11 protein-coding genes are annotated in these 20,716 nt (G+C 42.8%); 6 read left to right on the top strand and 5 right to left on the bottom strand.

What is annotated here, in order from left to right:
• Window positions 1-6: 6 nt before the first annotated feature.
• The 5 genes from P5V12_RS09770 (at window position 7) to P5V12_RS09750 (ending at window position 10,112) form a co-directional block, all read left to right on the top strand.
• Window positions 7-4,710 (top strand): polyketide synthase, encoded by a 4,704-nt coding sequence (locus P5V12_RS09770; RefSeq protein WP_316957165.1) that lies wholly within the window; start codon window positions 7-9, stop codon window positions 4,708-4,710.
• 2 nt (window positions 4,711-4,712) lie between these two features.
• Window positions 4,713-5,621, top strand: a complete 909-nt coding sequence (locus tag P5V12_RS09765) for a thioesterase domain-containing protein (RefSeq protein ID WP_316957164.1) — start codon at window positions 4,713-4,715, stop codon at window positions 5,619-5,621.
• A 21-nt stretch (window positions 5,622-5,642) separates the two neighbouring features.
• Complete coding sequence (locus P5V12_RS09760) at window positions 5,643-7,964, top strand: efflux RND transporter permease subunit (protein ID WP_316957163.1); 2,322 nt, start codon at window positions 5,643-5,645, stop codon at window positions 7,962-7,964.
• Between the two features lie 10 nt (window positions 7,965-7,974).
• A complete protein-coding gene (locus tag P5V12_RS09755) occupies window positions 7,975-8,769 on the top strand; it encodes an outer membrane lipoprotein-sorting protein (RefSeq protein WP_316957162.1) in 795 nt (264 codons plus the stop codon).
• A 107-nt stretch (window positions 8,770-8,876) separates the two neighbouring features.
• Window positions 8,877-10,112, top strand: coding sequence for a DUF1302 family protein (locus tag P5V12_RS09750; RefSeq protein ID WP_316957161.1), 1,236 nt, complete (start codon window positions 8,877-8,879; stop codon window positions 10,110-10,112).
• A 94-nt stretch (window positions 10,113-10,206) separates the two neighbouring features.
• On the opposite strand, the gene P5V12_RS09745 is transcribed toward P5V12_RS09750, so the two are convergent.
• The 5 genes from P5V12_RS09745 to P5V12_RS09725 all read right to left on the bottom strand — a co-directional run bounded on the left by P5V12_RS09745 (window position 10,207) and on the right by P5V12_RS09725 (window position 19,105).
• Window positions 10,207-11,241, bottom strand: a complete 1,035-nt coding sequence (locus tag P5V12_RS09745) for a cytochrome c3 family protein (RefSeq protein WP_316957160.1) — start codon at window positions 11,239-11,241, stop codon at window positions 10,207-10,209.
• A 172-nt stretch (window positions 11,242-11,413) separates the two neighbouring features.
• Complete coding sequence (locus tag P5V12_RS09740) at window positions 11,414-14,230, bottom strand: hypothetical protein (protein WP_316957159.1); 2,817 nt, start codon at window positions 14,228-14,230, stop codon at window positions 11,414-11,416.
• 219 nt (window positions 14,231-14,449) lie between these two features.
• Window positions 14,450-16,528 carry a hypothetical protein gene (locus tag P5V12_RS09735; protein WP_316957158.1) on the bottom strand — a complete coding sequence of 693 codons (2,079 nt, stop codon included), beginning with the start codon at window positions 16,526-16,528 and terminating at the stop codon, window positions 14,450-14,452.
• A 73-nt stretch (window positions 16,529-16,601) separates the two neighbouring features.
• A complete protein-coding gene (locus P5V12_RS09730; RefSeq protein WP_316957157.1) occupies window positions 16,602-18,191 on the bottom strand; it encodes a cytochrome c3 family protein in 1,590 nt (529 codons plus the stop codon).
• A gap of 29 nt (window positions 18,192-18,220) precedes the next feature.
• Complete coding sequence (locus tag P5V12_RS09725; protein WP_316957156.1) at window positions 18,221-19,105, bottom strand: hypothetical protein; 885 nt, start codon at window positions 19,103-19,105, stop codon at window positions 18,221-18,223.
• Between the two features lie 303 nt (window positions 19,106-19,408).
• Here P5V12_RS09725 and P5V12_RS09720 point away from each other — a divergent pair, with 303 nt between their 5' ends.
• Window positions 19,409-20,716 carry an NAD(P)-binding domain-containing protein gene (locus P5V12_RS09720; protein WP_316957155.1) on the top strand — a complete coding sequence of 436 codons (1,308 nt, stop codon included), beginning with the start codon at window positions 19,409-19,411 and terminating at the stop codon, window positions 20,714-20,716.

Genomic DNA, 20,716 nt, shown 5'->3' with positions numbered 1-20,716 from the left:
CTGTATATGACTTCTCAGGTCAATGAGCTTGATATTGCAATTATAGGTATGTCGGGACGATTTCCTGGCGCTGAAACGCCGGATCAGTTGTGGGAGAACGTGATTTCAGGCGTGGAATCAGTTCGCTCCTTAACAAAGGAGGAATTACTCAACGCTGGTATTTCCGAAGCTCAACTTCAGGATAAAAATTATATCCGTTCGGGAGCTCCTCTAGAAGATTGCGATATGTTTGATCCAGAATTCTTTAACCTTACTGAGTTAGAGGCGCAAATTCTGGATCCTCAACGCAGAATATTCAGCGAGGTGTGTTGGGAGGCTCTCGAATCGGCCGGAATTAATCCGGAAAAAAGCGATCACTGCATTGGTGTGTACGCCGGTTTGGGTATCAACATGTATTTATTAAACAACCTTCTTACCCGGCAAGATGTTCTGAGTAGGGCTGGTGATCTGCAAATTTTACATGGTAACGATAAAGACTACGGTCCATCACATATTTCATACTTACTTAACCTGAAAGGGCCAGCGGTTTCTGTTCAGACAGCTTGTTCCAGTAGCCTGGTTGCTATACATATGGCTCGTCAGGCAATTTTGACTGGGGAGTGTGATGTTGCTCTTGCTGGTGGTTCTTCGTTAAATAATCCCAATTATGGCGGTTATATTTATCAGGATGGTGGAATATTGTCGAAGGACGGGCAATGTCGGCCGTTTGACAGCGAAGCTACGGGAACAGTTTTTGGCGGCGGCTCTGGAGTGGTTGTACTTAAACGGTTGGAGGAAGCCTTGGATGACGGCGATAACATCCTGGCCGTAATTAAAGGCAGCGCTATTAACAATGACGGCAGCGATAAAGTTGGTTTTGCCGCTCCAAGTATCAGCGGACAGAAAGAAGTTATTGAGCAAGCACTGGCTTCTGCCAACATCGAACCGGAAACTATCGACTATATCGAAGCGCATGGTACAGGTACGAACCTGGGGGATCCGATTGAAATTGATGCTCAATCTCAGATTTTTGATAGTCGCTATTTTTCCGAAGCTTATAAAAATAAAAAATGCTATCTGGGCTCATTAAAAGCTAATGTGGGGCATCTCAATGCGGCAGCCGGAGTATCTGGTTTAATCAAAACAGTTAAAGCTCTACAGGCAAAGAAAATTCCGCAGCAAATCAATTTCACAGAATTGAACGAAAATATTGATTTGAATAACACACCCTTCTCAATAACAAAAGAAAATATCCCATGGGAAACGGAGGGGCATCCAAGGCGGGCTGGAGTCAGTTCATTTGGCGTCGGTGGTACCAACGCACATATTGTGCTTGAAGAAGCACCAGAAGTACGTCCAGAACGATCAACAAACCGTTTGAAAATATTCCCTATATCTGCAAAAAATGATAAATCATTAGATACGCTAGCCGGAAAAATTCAAAAATTCTGCAGCGAAAAAGTATTGATGGGGGAATCTTTCAGTTCTGACAATATTGCGTTCACGTTACAAACAGGCAGAAAAGAATTTAAACAAAGAGCTGTTGTAGTTGCGTCCAGTCTTCACGAACTGGCAAGAAAACTGGAAAATAACGACGGTGCTCAAATGGTGTACGGTAGAGCCGATGATATCGCACCAAAAATCGCATTTATGTTTTCAGGGCAGGGTTCCCAGTACTTAGATATGGCTAAAGGTCTATATCTGATGCTTCCCGATTTTCGTCGTTCTATTGATTATTGTTTACAACAATTTTCCAGTCATATCGGAGAGAACTTAAATGAACTTCTCATGGCTGACGAAGAAACGTTCGACATCAATCAAACATTGTATTCTCAGCCATTTTTATTTTCAGTTGAGTATTCGTTAGCGAAGCAGCTAATTGATTGGAATATCGAACCTGATGCCATGATTGGTCATAGCATTGGCGAGTACGTGGCTGCAACTCTAGCCGGAGTGTTCTCTTTAGAGGATGCAATTACCGTGGTATCGGCTCGTTCAAAGTTAATGCAAAATCTACCATCCGGTTCGATGATGGCTGTTGGCACGGATTTAATAACAGTAGAAAAGTATTTGCCGCATGACTGTTCAATCGCAGCTGTTAATGCACCAGAGAAGGTGGTTGTCGCTGGAGAAAGTAAAATTATAAAAGCCTTGGAAAAGGTTCTCTCCGCAAATGACATTTCCTGTCGTATTTTACAGACATCGCACGCCTATCATTCTCATATGCTGGACCCCATTTTGGAGGAGTTCGCCGGTGTCTTCGCTAGAGTTTCTTTAAATTCACCTAAACGTAGATTTATTTCCAATGTTACAGGGAGTTGGGCAGAAGCAGAAAGAGTTACTGCCGCGGGTTATTGGGTAAAACATCTACGGCAGAGTGTGTTGTTTTTTGATGGTATAAGCAAACTCAATGATGATAGTTATTATTATCTTGAACTAGGCCCAGGAAATACTTTATCTACCTTTGCTCGCGAAGCAGGAATTTCCTCGTCCCATATAGCCAACTGTATCCGTCATCCTAAGGAGAAAAAAGATGATTTGGAAAACTTACTTGCAGCAGTTGCTAAATACTGGACTTGCGGCGGTGAGCTTAGTTGGCAAACAATAAACGAAAGTTTAGGTGTAAGTGTAGACTGTAGGAAAATTCCTCTGCCAACATATGCCTTCAATCGTCACAGAGTTTGGATTGATTCGGGTGTTAGACCGGAATCCTTTGATTTATTAAACACAAAATTACCGGACATGGAAGACTGGTTTTCAATTCCGTCCTGGAAGCGAACCAGTGATATCGAGTTAAAGCCAAGTTCTGGCAGAAACATATTGGTTATAGGTGATCAGCTAAGATTAGCCAATAAAATGTGTCCGGTACTGTCACAGAATAACCGCGTGGTTTTGGTTCAACCCGCGTATCAATATAAGAAACATTCTTCAGATTTGTACTCATTGTATAGTGCGAACCCTGAACACCTCGAAATGCTTTTTAATGAGTTCAAAAACTCTGGTTGGCAGCCAGATCTGATTGTGCATTTTGGTTTATGTAGTAAACACAAAAACTACGACGAAGGTATTGGGTTCTTTAATGCTATTCAACAAAACGGTTTTTACAGTTTGTTGTACCTCATTCAGAAAATGGCGAACTTTAATTACTCTCATCAAATTGACTTGATTGCCGTTGGAAATGGTATTCATGAGGTGACTGGAGAAGATACTATTTACCCGGAAAAGGCTACAGTTTCGGGCTTATTTAAGGTTGTACAGCAAGAGTACACCAACATTAACTGCCGGGTTGTTGATACAGATATTCCGGAGGTTCTGCCGGCAGATTCTACGCTGAAGAATATCGTATTCAGTTTACCTGTCGTGCGTAAAGCGGCATCGAATACACATCCTGTGATGCGTTGGATAACAACATTAGTCAAGGAAATTCTTTCTCGGCACTCCAATAGTACCGTTTCTTATCGTCAAGGGCAGCGGTGGATACAAGGGTATGAGAAAGCTTATCTGGAAAACACTGGAATCGCGCAACAACGGGTTAAGCCTGGAAGCACCGTTCTGGTTACCGGTGGTTTTCTAGGGCTTGGAATGGAGCTTACACGTCATTTGGTCCGTAAGTATAAAGCCCGACTTATCTTGTTAGAATCTGCAGCGCTTCCCCCTGAGCATTTATGGAATGAATGGCTTGCTCAGCACGAAGGTACGGATCTGCCAATGGAACAATCGAGTTTTCCACGCATTATGCGAGAAACAATATCGTTGAGAAAAGAGGGGGCAGACATATTGGTGTTAGGAACTGATACCAGTAGTTATGCCGAGACAAAAAAATCTATTGAGCGTGGCGAACAAATAATGGGACCAATTAGCGGCATTCTACATGCTGCTGGAGCCTATGCACTTAATCGCTCGGTTTTCATCCGCGATGCCAACATGTACAACTCTGAGTATAACTTCAGAAGTATCGCGCATTCTATGTACCTTTTAGATATGTTGTTTTCGGAGCGAGATCTTGATTTCCGTTTGTGCCTTGGTTCCTTAGGTTCAATTCTCGGAGGTTTTGGTTACAACTCATACGCAGGTGCATCAGCTTACATGTCCGCTCTTGCCGCTAAGCGAAGGAAAACCAGTCGTCCCTGGCAAATGCAGGCATGGGATTCTCTGGATATCGAATGGCAAGTGGAAGACTTGAATGTCAGCGATGAATTTAAGGATATTATGAATAATATCATCGATCGCGCACTACCTATTGCGTTAACCCTAGAAGAGGGGCTTGAATCTTTTGACCGTTTGTTCGGTATCGATGATGTATCTCAGGTTGTTATTTCAGCAACGGATATTAATGAACGACTTAATTACTGGGTTAAACAGGATAGCCTCGGTAAAGAGTTGGATGTCGTTGTTGAAAGTGAGCGTACAAGTCGCCCTGATATAGGCACGCGCTACGTCGAACCAAGAAACCAGGTCGAACAAAAAATTGCAAGAATGTGGGAGGAGACCTTTGGTATTTCGGGTATTGGGGCGTTTGATAACTTCTATGAGTTGGGTGGCAATTCATTAATGGCCACACAATTAATGTCTTATATCAAGAAATCATTGGACGTTGACTTACCCCTGAATGTGCTTTTTGAATCACCAACCGTTGCTGCTTTAGCCGAAGCGTTTACTAACGAAAAATTAAAGGATATGAATCAGGACGAAAAGCGGGAGTTGGTCGCGGAACTGGAGGCCGAAGTTTAATTATGGGTAACAGTTTAGAACTTTCCAGTCTTGCACCGGAAAGCATGTTTAAGCTTGCGGATATGTTGCTTGCAAAATCGATGGAAAAAGCGGCAGTTAAACCGCAGAGTTCAAACTTGTGTGTATTGCTTAAAGAAGGTAATGCCTCACAACCTTGCTATTTTATACACCCCATAACCGGCGATGTCGCCGGTTATGTCACACTGGTAAATCAACTGGATACAGATCGAATTATCTATGGTATTCAATCTCCAGGTGTTGACAATCCTGACGAACAGATTGATTCAATTGAACACATGGCTGAGTTGTATATCGAGGCGATGGCATTGTCTACGGCAACTCAATCAATTGTTTTGGCCGGCTGGTCTATGGGGGGAATGATTACATTTGAAGTTGCCTCCAGATTATTAAAAAAAGGCCACAAAATCGAAAAACTGATTTTGATTGACTCCGCTTTACCCAACACTAAAAATGTTATTTCATTGATTAATCAGCAGGGCCTTATCCATCTAAGTATGGATATCGTTCCCAAACAGTCACGACAAGCTATTGAAAGTTACGTTATTCAAAATAATGTTACTAATCTAGATGAACTAGAAAAAGGATTAATTCAGGGAAAAATTGTCATATCAGAGGTAAACAAATCTCTAATTATTAAAGCCGTTAGATTATTAAATAGTAACTACCGGGCCATCGAAAAATATAAAACCAGTAAGAGAATTGATGATATACCGACATTGATGATCTATGCCGGAATTCGAAACTTGGAGGATGTAAAGCGAGCCTGGAAACCGTTTTTAAACCAAAGTATCACTGATTACCTGTCCGTTGAGGGTGATCATTTCTCAATAATGCAACTACCATCAGCTAGCCATAGTGGGAAAGCTATCTCCAGTTTCTTGAATAATTGATAAAAACTCAAGGATAAATTTATGTACATGAAAATTGCTGGGTTAATCACCTATCGACCGAAAACAGTACTGCTCGCGGTACTCATTTTAACCTTGTTGTTTGCTAGTGGTATGCAAAAACTTGGTATGCGAACGGATTTTGAATCGGAACTTCCGTCGGACGACGTTATTGTTAATGCAGATAACTATGTAAAGGAAGTGTTTGGTGATAAAGATTTGGTAATGATCGTATTGGGTGCAAAAGAAGGCACTATATACGAGCCTAAAACACTAAGTGCTGTGTATGAGTTATCGGATAAAATTCGATTGCTTGAAGGCATAGTAGAAGATGAAGTTCGCAGTTTATCGACTGTTAATAACATCAAAGGCGAAGAATGGGGTGTGGATATTAACCCGTTCATGTCTAAAGCGTTAACCTCTGAGGAGGAGATTAACTCCTTAAGAAAAGATGTTAAGGCAAATAAGCTCGCTTACGGTTCAATTGTTTCAAAGAACGAAAAGTACACATTGATTACCGCTACATTATACGGTGACTATGATCAAGCGGTTTTTTATAAATCTCTTCGCGAAATGGTAGAGCCATATCGAGATAATAATACAATTTATCTCGCAGGCGATCCGGTAGCAGAACAGGAGATAAGTGGCGGAATCCAAAAAGACTTAGGGACATTTCTTCCACTCGCATTTTTGTTGGTTATCGTTGGTCTGATTCTTTCATTCAGAACAGTTCGCGGTGTTATCTTACCGTTCACAACGATAATTTTAAGTATTGTTTGGACAATGGGGCTAATGGGACATCTCGGCTTTCCTATTTCAATGGTGTCTTCCATGTTGCCAATTCTGATGGTGGCGGTCGCCAGTTCGTACGCTATCCATGTTGTTCATCGCTATTATATTAAACTCGCGGAGTTGCAAGATCGAAGCGCTGCTTTTCATAGTTTATACGAGATTATGCCTGCAGTTCTGATGACAGGTATAACATCATCCTTGGGTGCGGTTACTTTGATGGTATTCGATATCGTGTCTATTCGCGAATTCGGTTTGATTTCTTCTATTGCCATTGCATCCACAACCATTTTGTCACTTACATATATCCCATCATGGTTGGCTATTTTAAAACCGAAAGTTAGAAAACTTGAAGTGCGTAAAAATCGACTAACTTCGCTTCTTGAAGTTGTTACGTATTTATCAATAAAAAATCGGGTCGCAGTGTTGAGTGTTGCTGTTTTTCTTATGGCAATATCGGCATTAGGTATCACTAAAATTAACGTAGGTAATGACTTTATTGAAAACTTTCCTAAAGGACATGTTTTAAGGGGGTCTTTTCAGGTACTTAACGATAATTTTGGTGGCGCTCGATATATAGATGTTATGATCGAAGGCCCGGAAACTGAATCGGTTAAGTCTCCTGAATTTCTAACCTCACTGAATAACTTTCAATCTTATTCAGAATCCGTGAAGGATGTCGGACGAGCTTCATCTGTTGCCGAAATTGTTACTCGTATCAACTACGTCATTAATGCTGAAGATGAGCGCTTTGATACAATTCCTGAAACACGGGAACTGGCTTCTCAGTATTTGTTGCTATATGCCATGTCAGGCAATCCTGGTGACTTCTCTAACATGGTTGACTATGACTATCAACGAACAAAAACCCAGTTATTTTTAACGACCTCTGACCAACAGGAACATAAACGTATATACACAGCGTTACAGGAAAATCTGGATAGCACGTTACCTGCGGGATACAACGCAAAGCTTTCTGGTGAAGTAATGTACTGGAGTTCAATTGTTGACTATATTGTTGACGGTAAAATTAAAAACATATTCCTGGCTTTGGGGATCGTTTTTGTATTTTGCTTGATTATCTATCGGTCATTTATTTTAGGCTTTGTATGTATCATTCCTTTGTTGTTTTGTACGGCATTGGTATTTGGTGCTATGGGCTTTCTCGATATCCGGCTCGATGCAAGTACCGCTATTATTACTGCAATCTCAGTCGGCATAGGGGTAGACTTCGCAATTCACTACATCAGCAAACTTAAATCCGAGCTTATGGCAGGCAAGGATATTATGGTGGCCGCAAGTAACACAGCAGAAGTAGCAGGCACCGCCATTATCTACGACGTCATTTCTAATATTTTAAGTTTCTCTGCATTTCTCGCTTCAGGTTTTTTAACTATTCAATATTTTGGATGGTTAATTGGACTATCGATGGTTACTATCTGTCTGGCAACTATCAGTTTTATGCCGGCGATTATGTCTTTCGTCTTTACTCCTGCATCCGAAACAGCACCTCAAGAAAGCGCTGTTGTTTCTGGCAATGTTGTGAATGAAGCTTAGTGCGGAGGTTATGATGAAGATTTTAAAAATTCTCGGTATTGTTTCTTTAAGCATGTATTCTTTATTCGCTGTTGCGGAGTTTGAAGAGGATGTGCTTCTGGTTATGAGGGACAATACCGAAATGATGCGCTCCACTGAAGAAAAGGTGCTCGTTACTATGGAGTTGATCAATAAACGAGGCAAAACTCGTGAGCGCGAAATGGTATATTACATGAAGGGTAATACAGAGGAGATGCGCGATTCGCTCGTGCGTTTTCTCTCGCCAGCAGACATTAAAGGTACCGGTTTACTTACATATGAACATAAAGTTGGTGCCGACGATCGCTGGTTGTATCTTCCTGGATTGCGTCGTGAGCGTCGTCTCGCGTCATCGGATCAGCAAGATAGTTTCATGGGGTCTGATTTTTCTTATGAAGATATGACCTTAATATTTATTGATGACTTTAAATATAAAATTATTGGTGAAGACACTATAAACGGAGAGCCTTGTTGGTTAGTAGAGAGTTTACATAGCACCGAAGAAGGGCAAAAGGATTCGGGTTATAGTAAACAAATTTTTTATATTAATAAGGCTCATCGTTATACCATGGGTGTGGACTACTACAACAAAAAGCACGATAAGTTTAAACAAATGCGTGTAACCAACGTCGCCTATTTTGACCAAGTGAAAAAATGGCGGCCAACCGAGCAGGTTATGGAAAACCTGAAGACCGGCCACAAAACACGACTTATATATCGTGACTACCAATTCAATGAAGCCGTTCCAGAAGATTTTCTTACTATTCGAGAGTTGCGTAACGGATAGAAGAAATACATGAAAGAGTGGCGCACCGCCACTCTTTCACTATCTTCTGTTTGATATGCGCTAAAACAAACATCACGTTACCTATACACCTTTATTAATATAAACGTATGAAAAATATTTATAATGCAGCCTTGTTTGTAGTGACTGCTAGCGCCTCAAATCTGGCAGTTTCCTATTCTTTAAAAAATGAATTAGTTGTTGATTACATTGAGTATTTTGAGGAGTCTGAGAATGCCATTGATTCTCGGGAGTTAGTTCAACTCAGATCATCATTGGAACATAAATATGGAGATCGAATAAACGCCTATGTTCAAGTTGAAGCCAAACAGGACTTTGCGGATGAACAATATAATAATTTCCGTTTACGAGAAGCCTATTTGGAATTTTCATTGGCTAATTCTGATCATCGAATAGGTAAACATCAGGTCGTTTGGGGGAAAACTGACTTTCTTAATCCGACGGATACTATTACGCCCGTTGACTATTCGGATTTTTACGATACCGAAGATCAAAGGCAACCAATAGAGCTTCTCCATAGCCGGTTTTTTTTTAATAACGCTGAATTAGAGACGTTAATGCAGTTTGGTTTTGAGGCGACAAATTTACCGAAATCGGAATCACGCTGGCTATTAGATCTCAACTATCTAATAGGAGTAGAAAATGCTGTTGTACAAATTAACCAAAGCGACGAGCCCGACGATGATGTCAGCAATCTTGGCTTAAAACAAAGCTTCTTTTTACCTAGTTTTGACTTCTCGATAAGTTATGTGTACGGATGGCACCCGGTAAGTAACGCCGATATGACAACGCAGGGTAGTGATACTGTAATAGATTATTACTTTTATAAACGACATCAACTGGGAGCTGACTTTGCTGCGAGTTTAGGTCAAATCGGGTTGCGAGGAGAAATGGCATATGTTCAAGTTGAAAAAGACAGTTTTGAGCAATCAAGAGAGGGGGGATATGTTCAATACGCTCTAGGTATAGATAAAACCTTTACCAATGGCGTTTACGGAAAGGATCTCTATATAAATTTGGAAATATTAGGAGATGAAAATACGTCGACAAAGAGCTTTGGACGTATCGAGCTTTTTGACCCCTACGATCTTGCCGTTGGAATTAAAGTGGAATTGGTTGTTGATTATACGTTACGTTTTAGTGTTGAAACCATAGCGGATACGGAGAAAACAAATTACCGTATCAGACCTAAAGCTACTTATTCACCAATGGATGGAATGGATATAGACTTTATTGTTGATATTGGTGATGGAGAAGAAGGCACCCTGTACGGATTTTTTAATGATAATGATCGTTATCAAATGCGGTTAACTTACTCATTTTAATTTGAGGTCACAAGGCTTTCCAATTAGGGAAAGCGGTGCTATCTGCAATTAAAACCGATATCCATAGTAAAGCTAAAAGCTTTCCCCGCATGAGTTAAGGCAATGTCGGCTCCCAGGCATTAGTCGTGTGGCACTGATCGCATTCTTCCGTGGTTAACACATGGGTGATACCTTTCCCTCTGGCGATTGAACCATTATGGCAACTGGAGCAAGTGCCAATTACTACAGAATGATCGACTTCGGCTGGTAACCAACCCATCACGCTATGACAGTTTTCGCACGAGGGGGCGCTCAATATGTGGTTGGGTTGTTTGCCTGTGGCTTGAGTACCGTTATGACAAGCAACGCAACCCGTTGTAATGCCATCGTGAGTGAAACCGGTGGGTGTCCATGCGACCGTCGAATGACATAAATCACATTGTCCGATTGCAGGAATGTGTGTGGGACTCTGGCCTGTTGCGATAACGCCGTTATGGCAGCTGTTGCATGTACCGATTACCACATCATGATTGACCGAGGCGGGAATCCAGGCAATTACACTATGACAGCTTTCGCAGGTTGAGCCACTCACAATATGACTAGGGTGTTTACCTGTTGCTCGCACACCGTTGTGACAACCAACACACCCATCAACAATGCCGTCGTGATTAAAGCCTGTTGTTAACCAGTTATTGTCGTTATGGCAAAAGTCGCAGCTTTCCGTTGTGGCAACATGGGTGGCAGATTTACCTTCTGCCAAAATATTATTGTGGCAACTTTCACATGTGCCAAGCGTTTGTGTGTGATCAACACGTGGTACATCGTCCCAAAATGTACTGCTGTGGCAACTGTCACACTGGTCGGAGGTGAGCACATGAGAAACGGATTTCGGTGATGCGTTACTTAAACCATTATAGGTATGGCACTGCACACATTGTTTGGGTGTGCCTTGAAACCGACCTCCAATATGGCAACTTTCACAGGCGGTAAATTGATGGGCACCTTCCAAATCAAACCCTGTATCGCTGTGATTGAATTGCCTGCGTTCCATCGCAGGGTCTTTTTCCGGGTTTTCCTGCGCAATTAAACCCGAGCCAAGAATTTCACAAAGCAGAAATAGTCCCAAAACAACGAAGACTCGATTAACCATTCGCAGGTTTCCTAAAAACTAATTCTACAGTTAAAAAAAGTAATACCGGCATGTTAGAAACTTACGCGTACACGATTATTCATTGTGAAGCATGTTGATGCGAACACCAACATGCTTATCTCATTTTTGTTTTTTTCAAATATTTCTTTTTCTATTTCAAACATAGTGCGAGTTAAAACCTTGAGTCACGCACGCTGTGCTCTGGTGATGACTTGTGACAACTTCCAGCACAATCTCTTAGCTCTGACACTGTTGCACCTCTGTGCGGCCCGGAAACATAATCGTTGGCATGACACCCCGCGCAACTTGCAGGATACGCACTAAACGGCCAGGGCACTGTTTCTTTATTATCGCTATGACATCTGACACAGGTTAATGCCTGGCGATGATCTCCAGGGTAAGCCGAGCTTGAAGGATGGGTATATTGTACCGGTTTCCAAGCCGTTTTAAGGTGGCAAAGGTTACATTCACGGGTAGTAGCAAAGTGCGTTACTGGTTTACCAGTTGACGTTGTTCCGTTGTGACAACTGCTACAGCCGTCCGTAATACCGTCGTGATTAAACGTGGCATCCAACCAACGCCCGCCCGGTGTGTGACAGCCTTCGCACGCGTTTCCACTTGGAATATGCCCGACTGATTTACCGCCAGCGATTGTGCCATCGTGACAAGTCACGCAATTGGTCGTTACATTAAGGTGGTCGAAATTACTCACCACCGTTACGAGCCATTTATTTTCCGGCAAGTGGCAAGTTTCACAAGCGTTGCTGCTACCAATATGCGTGGGTGTTTTACCCGTCGCAATGGTGCCGTCGTGACATGAAACACAATTACTGGTGATACCTGTGTGAGAAAACTTAGCATCTAACCAATTGCCACCTGCATTGTGGCAAGTCTCACATTGCTCTGAGCTGGGAACATGGGTTGCGCTTTTTCCCTGGGTAATTGTGTTGTTGTGACAACTCGCACAACTTGTATTTAATCCCGTGTGGGAAAAGGGCGGTTTTAATTCAAATGCCCAAGCCATATTTGGACTGTGGCAACTCTCACACACGTCCGGGCTGGGTACGTGAGTAACCGGTTTGCCTGTAGACGTTGTACCGTCGTGGCAGCTTGCGCATTCCGTTGTTATACCGTCGTGAGTAAAGGTTTGAACTAACCAGGTCGTTCCGGTTGCATGACACGTTTCACAGCGATCATTACTGGCAATATGTCCTGGTCCTTTACCTCTAGCAATGGTTGTGTTGTGACAACTGACGCAACCAGTGGTAATTAAATTGTGTGAGAACCCGGTGCCAATGGTAATTTGCCAGCCCTGATCGGGTAGGTGGCAGCTTTCACAATTATCGCCACTGGCAATATGGAATTGGCCTTTTCCTGTTGCGTCTGTGCCGTTATGACAGGATACACAATTATCGGTAATACCTTCATGACTGAACACATTAACCTGATTCCACTTGGCTCCGACAACATGGCAGCTTTCGCAAACATCACTTGAAGGAATATGGTTACTGGATTTGCCTGAAGCGGTGGTGCCATTATGGCAAGCGATACATCCGGTTACGATTGTGCCGTGGTTAAATACATCTGTTCCGGAAAGCCACCAGCCATTATCGGGAGAGTGGCAGCTTTCACAAGTGTTTGAGCTGGGTATATGAAATTCTTTTTTCCCGGTAGCTTTCACTCCGTCGTGACAGGAAAAACAATTATCGACGATTCCTGTGTGATCAAAACCACTGGTTGTTGTCCAGGCAACATTTGGCGTGTGGCAATTTTCACAGTCATTAGTGCTGGGAATATGTGTGGCACTTTTTCCTGTTGCGATATTGCCGTTATGACAACTAAAACAGCCGGTTGTAATACCTGTATGTGCAAACCCGCCTTGTGCGTCGGTGATTTGCCAAGCTCGGGTAGGTGAGTGGCATATTTCACACTGATTACTTGAATCAATATGCAGCGGGCCTTTACCACTTGCCAGTGTGTCATTATGGCAACTTAAGCAATTGGTAGTGACATTGGTGTGGTCGAACGTCCCGGTATAATAGGTGAAGGCATACCAGCCTTTGTTATCCGTCGCGATGTGACAAAACTGACAATCGTTGCTGGTTTCAATATGTGAAGCGGATTTACCTTCAGCGATAATATTGTTATGACAACCTGAACAGCCATTATTTACTGTGCTGTGATCGAACTGAAGACCGCCACCATTATTATTGCCACCAGTTCCGGGTGCATCACTGTTTAATGTGGTCACGATGGAAATGTCGTCAATAAATATCGGGTGGGTTTGAGTTTTGCTAGTAATTCGAACCCGGGCAACACGGGAAAACACATAATCCTGACTGGAGAGTTTAACCGTAATATCAGAAAACTGACCGTTACCAAAATCCAAACCTTTGACCAAACGGGAGATGTTCTGCCACTGGGTACCATCGGAATATTCAATACTTAACGTATCACCATCCGCCAGGCTCTGACCAAAAATCCAAAGGGATAGGGTAATTGCCTGAGCATTGGAGAGATCAATAGGTTTACGTAAAATAATGGATGAACCAGAACCATAATCACCCTCCAGTTTGGCAGAACTAATACCGGCATAGGGTTTTTCCTGGCTTAAACTTGAATATTCACCGCCATCTAAATAATTTCCCCATCCACTTTCAAAACCATCAAACAAGGTTTTATCTACGGTTGAACCTGGTGTGGTAGGCGTACCACCAGAGGACGAGCTGGAACTGGATGAGTTGCCCCCGGAAGACGAGCTTGTTGACGAGCCACCAGATGAAGAGCTTGTACTGCTTGAAGAGCCGCTCGTTGATGAACCACTTGACGACGAACTTGAACTTGTCGAAGTGCCACCAGAGGAGGAACTGGAACTCGTCGAATTTCCATTCGAAGAGTCGGAGCCCGTGTCTTGTGATGAACCGCCGCCAGAGCAACCGATCAACACGGAAAAACATACAGCGAAAATTAGGGTAAATAACTTTTGCATAGATTCAACTCCCCGCCCTGGGTTTTAGCCTGCTTGTTTTTTTATTTGTTTTATACAGGCGTTTCAGGTTTGTAATTATGGTTATTTTCACTAAATTATCATAATAAATTAAAAATAAAGATCGATAAAATCTCATTCCCAAATACCGCTTTAGCGCATTTTTAAATAAAAAATATCGAACTGTTAATTTGTTTTTTATTCCATTAATTTCGTATTAATTTAAAAATTCAGCCGATAGCTCAATAATCCATACGTTTGGCTATAGGTTCCATTTTCAACACCTGTATCAATATTTTCGCCGCCAGTTTCCAGGCTGAGTGCCATTGCGCGCCAGGGCTTGTAGGTGAGCGATAATGCATAACGGAAAACGTGTTGATCGGCATTGGTACGGGTAACCGTCGACTGGGTGTAGGATAATTTTGGTTGTATATCCAGTGTTCTACCGATGCGTATTCTTTCTCTTAAGTAAACATGAAGCGAGTCGATGGAATCTGAGCTGCTGCTGCGTATACCCATAGTTGCCGCATCCTGTTTGCTTAAAAACTCCTGCAAAACAATTTGACCATTGTATGAATCGTAAGACATAGATAAGTCTTTATCTGTAACAACAGAAACACCGAGCAAACGCTCAAAATTAGGCACATCCGACAACGTTGAATGGGTGTAATCCAGGCTGACTTCGGATTTGCTGGTAAATTGGTGATTCAATGTCAAAACGTAGTATTCGCTAGATGATGTCCTTTCTAGAGCATTTTCTAATAACGCATTACGGTTTTCTTCAGAACGAAGATATAAGTCGAGATCCAGATCCGGTTGACCAATTAATATATTGGTTGCAGATAAAAAGGGTGATTTTTGGTTGGCGTAAGTGGCGGAAAATTTTGATTTTTTAAGGAAGATATATGAGCTTGTCCACAACAGGCTATTCATCTCGTTAAAAGCAAAGTCATAGTCCATATGCAGAGACGAAGACAAATTTGAATCAAAATACTGCGCGTTAAGGCCGAGACCTTGCCTGTCTGTTACGTCATTCAGGGTTTGATGGGTAATATAGGAGTTTAAGTGCCAGCGTTTGTTAATATCCCAGTCGGCATAGGCACTGTAAAAAAAGTAATCCAGTTCTTCATAAATATCGGCAAAGTACACGGGCGCACCCGTACTAAATCCAACACGCATATCTTTTAACACTGGGTAAGATAGTGAAAGCCCATCGTATGAGGTAAATACGCCGTTGTTATGGTCTTTAATTCTTCCGAGTGTCAGGTTAGAGCCTGAAGGCAGATGCTGGTAATCGATAAAAAATCGCTTAATATTGGTTTTGGAATCTTCTTTATTCAATTGGTCGTCAATACGGTAACCATTGATTCGGGTCTTTAATGTATGGTTTCTCCAGCGAACGGAGCTGCGCAAATCCATATCCGTAGAGACTAAACGACTATATTCCTCACTCTCCTGATCATCGATTTGTCGGGATAGAGTGCGATAACTTTGGCCGAATACGCCTCGGTTAAATATTTCTCTATTGCTGTCTGATTCTTTGGCTTTTCGTAATCGGGATTGTTCGTCCCATGAGGCCGTTGTTAAACCTCTGTGACGTTGTTGTACTCTGGCCAGACCACTATATTCACTGTGATTTTCCAATATAGATTCATATGTTTTAATCGCCGCAGAAAATTGCTTGAGCTTTTCCTGACACAACCCTATTAATTCGGTCGCCCACGCTGACATCTCCGCGTCCTCAGCTAGTGCTGCCAGCAAACGGTATTGTGCAATGGCGGTTTTATATTGATGGTTCACATACGCCGTTTTTGCTGAGTTCAGGATTTCCTTTGACTCATTATCAAACAGGTTTTTTGCGTCTGGGCCTATAGCGAAAGTCAAATATGGCGGGTTTTCAGAGTCGTGCTTTTTCAGCACAGAAATAATTTTTCGGTGTTCTTCCTGACTAATAAACTTGACGGACTGATTGGGAAAAAGAAACCGGCTGTCTCGTTTTAGACCTAAAGCCTCTTTTTCATTTTCAAAGAAACCGATGTACATCATCCCCGAGTCGGGGTTTTCCAGATCTTGAACGGAAATATACAACAATCGGTAACGATAAATTGACCGACGTTTTCTCAGTTGTATTAAGTTCTCGGTGGAAAAAGGGATACCTATTGCATAGCGATTTTTAGCGTAATTATCCAGTCCGCTCAACCAATCAAACGTCGTATCCTGCGTAGTTTGCCCCCAGGCAAGCGAAAAACTTGCCATTAACAAAAACGCAAGCATGATACTGTATCGAGTTCGTGAGCGCATAGTCTGCATCACTTAATTACAGCGCACGATTCGATATTACTGAACAGTAACATCATGACGTCTAGGTTGCGGATCATAGAGATTTTTCTCCTGGCAAGATAAATAATTCATAAAACCCCGATGTGCTGTGGCAACGGTCACATTGAGCACCAAACTCTCCGCCGTGAATATCCTGACTCTGATGACAGGTCCCACAAATCTTCGATGTATCTTTTGGTTGACTGTTTGGCTTGTGGCAGCTTTCGCAGGCTACGTCTTTATGTTTGCCATCTAATATAAATTCGGTTTGGGTATTGTGATTAAACTGCCAGGGGTTCCAGGCATTGGGTGTATGACATAACGAGCATTCATTACCTTGTGACCCTTTATGAACGTCATCCGCCGTGTGGCAGGTGCCGCAAACAGAATCCGTACCGGCGAACTGGTTGTTTAAATGGCAGCTTTGACATGGCGCAATTCGGTGCATGCCAATCAACGGGAATGACGTAAAGTCATGATCGAATAGGGTGGTTGCTTGCCAGGATTCTGTACTGTGGCACATACCACACACTTTCATTTCAGAGTTGTGGTGCACATCGTCGGCCTTGTGGCAGGATGCGCAATCAGCAGGAAGTGGATCATCAATCGCGCCGATATGGCATTGCGTGCAGCTTACATTTTTGTGTTTGCCGGTAAGCGGGTATTTGGTATCACGGTCGTGATCGAAAATAATATCATTCCATTTTTTTGATGTGTGGCAGGTATCGCACTGCTTACCGTTTCGCCCTAAGTGGCTGTCTTGATTACCGTGGCAACCGAAGCATTCTGTGGGGGCATCGGCAGCCTCTTCGCCCGACTTATGGCAAGCACGACAAGGAATATCCTGATGCTTACCGAAAAGAGGGAACTCGGTTTCACTGTGATCAAAGTCCACTTCGTCCCAGGCTTTTTCGCTGTGGCAATTTTCACATTGCGTTCCGTTTTTACCACCATGAACATCCGCAGACATATGGCAACTGAAACAGGTTGTGGTTTCAAATTCAAACTGCTGGGCAATATGGCAGCTTGCACAAGCGACCTTTTCGTGAGCACCTTTTAGCGGATAATCCGTTGTACTATGATCAAATTTCTTTAGGCTTTGCCAGTTTTTATCAACATGGCAAGTCTCGCATTGATCACCTGTTGCACCGTTATGAATATCATCGTCCTTGTGGCAATCGACACACGCGGAGGGTGTATCACGATACTTGACCTTCTCATCTTTATGGCAGGTGTTACAGGCAAGTCCTTCGTGACCGCCAGCCAGAGGAAAACGCGTCGCGTCGTGATTAAACGTACCTTCAAATAAACCGGTAATGTCTGCGTCTCGTCCTTTGTGGTCTTTATGGCAGGTATGGCAATCGTCGCGCGAAGCGGCCCCGGTTTTACCATGAAACCCGCTGTTATCCTCTCGATCTGCCGCAATGTCTTCATGGCAATCTAAACACAACGCCGTTTGCTTGGTTTTGTCAAAGGAGGCGTGGCACTGTTCGCACTGGGTCTCGTACTCTGCATGACCACTAATGACCGGGCCAGGCATGAGCATTTTTTGTTTGATGGATAAGCTATTTTCATCCGCCCACAGGTAACCCGAGGCTAGGCCCAGAATAGCAAGAAGAACTATGGCGAAAATCGATTTATTCATTTTCTCTATGACACTTGGAGCGGAAATATTTAATACATGTGCACAACCCAAATATGTACAACGACCGAAACAATCATCAGTACAAATATCGGGATATGAGCCACATGCCACAACGAAAACAAACGTTCGAATAGCTGTAGGCGAGGCAGTTTTTTTAACGCAGAAAACAAGATGGTATTGTTCTGCCGTAAATTATTTTGGATAACCTTTAGTTGCTTTGGTGGGTGTGAGGCTTTTTCATAGTACGCTGACATATGCTGGGTCAACTTCTGCATATTGACCGCAATTAATCGCGCGCGCTTTACATTTTTATAGGTGGCAATGATTCCGAAGCTGTTTTTTTGGTTTTCAATTAACGCGCGTGATGCAGCAAACAGCTTTTTTGCTGCTAGCTTTTGCTTTTCCAACTTTGCCAAATCCATAATTTCGGCTTCTACCAGGTTAAAGTCCTGCAATATGTCGCTGACTTTGATTCGTTCTCCATAAACACCATAGTGAATATAGGTATACAGGTAGCGGCCTATAATTCCACTGATTGCTACGACCAACATACATATCAGTGATACGGTACTGTTTAACGAAGCGAGGTGAAAGTTGCTGTGAAATAAAATAGCAAGCGGGCCGAGTACACCAAATATCATGTGTAATCGGAACCAGAATCTAACCGAAAGATAGCGACGCACCAACTCCCAGCGTTTGCTCAAGCTATAGGTCAACAACAACAGCATCATGCTGGAGCCAATAATTCCCAGGGCATAGCCGAGCCCACTCTCGGCGACGAGCCATCCTTCGTTGCGATTTAACCATCCCCAGAAAATCGCAGCAGAAATACTTGTGTACCACAATGCTGTTAGCAAGTTAGAAGAACGTTGCATCCAACGCTTAGTGATATCCACACGTTGAGCGTTTGGCATGATGTACCTTTTATATTCTTATTATATATTAGAGGGAAAAATATTAGAGAGTTCTGTGAAACTTGTCTATATACGAACCAGTCTTTAACGCTAATCTGTGATCGTTCGCGCGCATTTAAAATGATGGCGAAGTTTGTAATTGTTAATGGGATTTAATTTCATTTACAGATAAACATTTATTTGTCCATTAACAAAAAAATTAAAAAAACATGGAATAAAACTACAAGAGTGCATTATTCGGGTGGTGATTTAACTCTTTTTATAATGCGAATTGGATTTTTACTATCGAGATATTGGGTTTTCATGAACGAACTTGAATTTTATCTTTTGTTCTTTGTCTTGCCGCTGTTATTAATATGGCTAATTTATGGTTTTCGCCAAAACCAGAAACACCGGCGAGCTGTCCGCCAGTTAAATCAAGCCAAGGAGCATGGGCTGGGTGAGCCGGCAACCCTACATCCCGTGATTGATCCTAATCGTTGTCTGGGCTGTGGAACCTGCGTTAAAGCCTGCCCGGAAGGTGAAATTCTTGGTTTAATTAATCGCAAAGCTGTATTAATAGAACCAACTGCATGTATTGGGCACGGTGCATGTATGGACGCATGTCCGGGGAAGGCAATTTCTTTGGTGTTTGGTAGCGCAACACGCGGAGTAGAAATCCCTATTGTAAGTAGGGATTTTGAAACGAGTGTTCCGGGCATTTATATTGCCGGCGAATTGGGCGGAATGGGGCTTATTCGCAACGCGATTGTTCAAGGTCAGAAGGCCATCGAAGCCATTGCAAAAAATCGGCCGAAAAAGTCGAATACCAAATATGATTTGGCGATTATCGGGGCTGGCGCTGCGGGTTTGTCTGCGTCGCTTGCCGCAAAAGAAAAGAAAATAAATGCAATAACCCTAGAGCAGGATACTGTAGGAGGAACCATTGCCCATTACCCGAGAGGTAAAGTTGTGATGACACAACCGGCAAAATTACCTCTGGCAGGCAAATTCCAATTTCGGGAAACCAGCAAAGAAGAACTCATTGATTATTTTCATGGTGTGCTCAGGGATTTTCCCCTCAATATCAAAACCGGTGTGCATGTAGAGGAAATAACAAAAATTCCAGAAGGTTTTGCCATATTAACCAATAAAGGAAAACTTCGTGTTAGCCAGATATTATTGGCTATGGGTCGTAGGGGAACGCCTCGGAAGCTGGATGTTCCGGGCGAAGAATTACCTAAAGTCGTATACCGGTTGGCCGACCCCGACCAATATATAGGAAAGCATGTTTTGGTTGTGGGTGGCGGTGATAGCGCACTGGAAGCCGCGGTTGCCATTGCCGAAAGTCCGCGAACACATGTTGTGTTGAGTTACCGTAGTGCAGCCTTTTCCCGGGCCAAGGAGAAAAATCGACAGCGTATCGCTGAGTGTGAAAAGCGCGGAAATTTAAGAGTGATGCTTGAATCTACGGTAGTACGTATCGACTCCGACAGTGTCACCATTAACAAGAATGACAAACACGAGTCTATACCAAACGATGCCGTTATTATTTGTGCGGGTGGAATCTTGCCAACTCCGTTTTTAAAGAAAATAGGTATTCAGGTTGAAGAAAAATTCGGCACGGCTTAA

This window comes from Teredinibacter sp. KSP-S5-2, from assembly GCF_032773895.1.
Classification (GTDB): Bacteria; Pseudomonadota; Gammaproteobacteria; order Pseudomonadales; family Cellvibrionaceae.
This window is presented reverse-complemented; position numbering and strand designations above follow the sequence as displayed.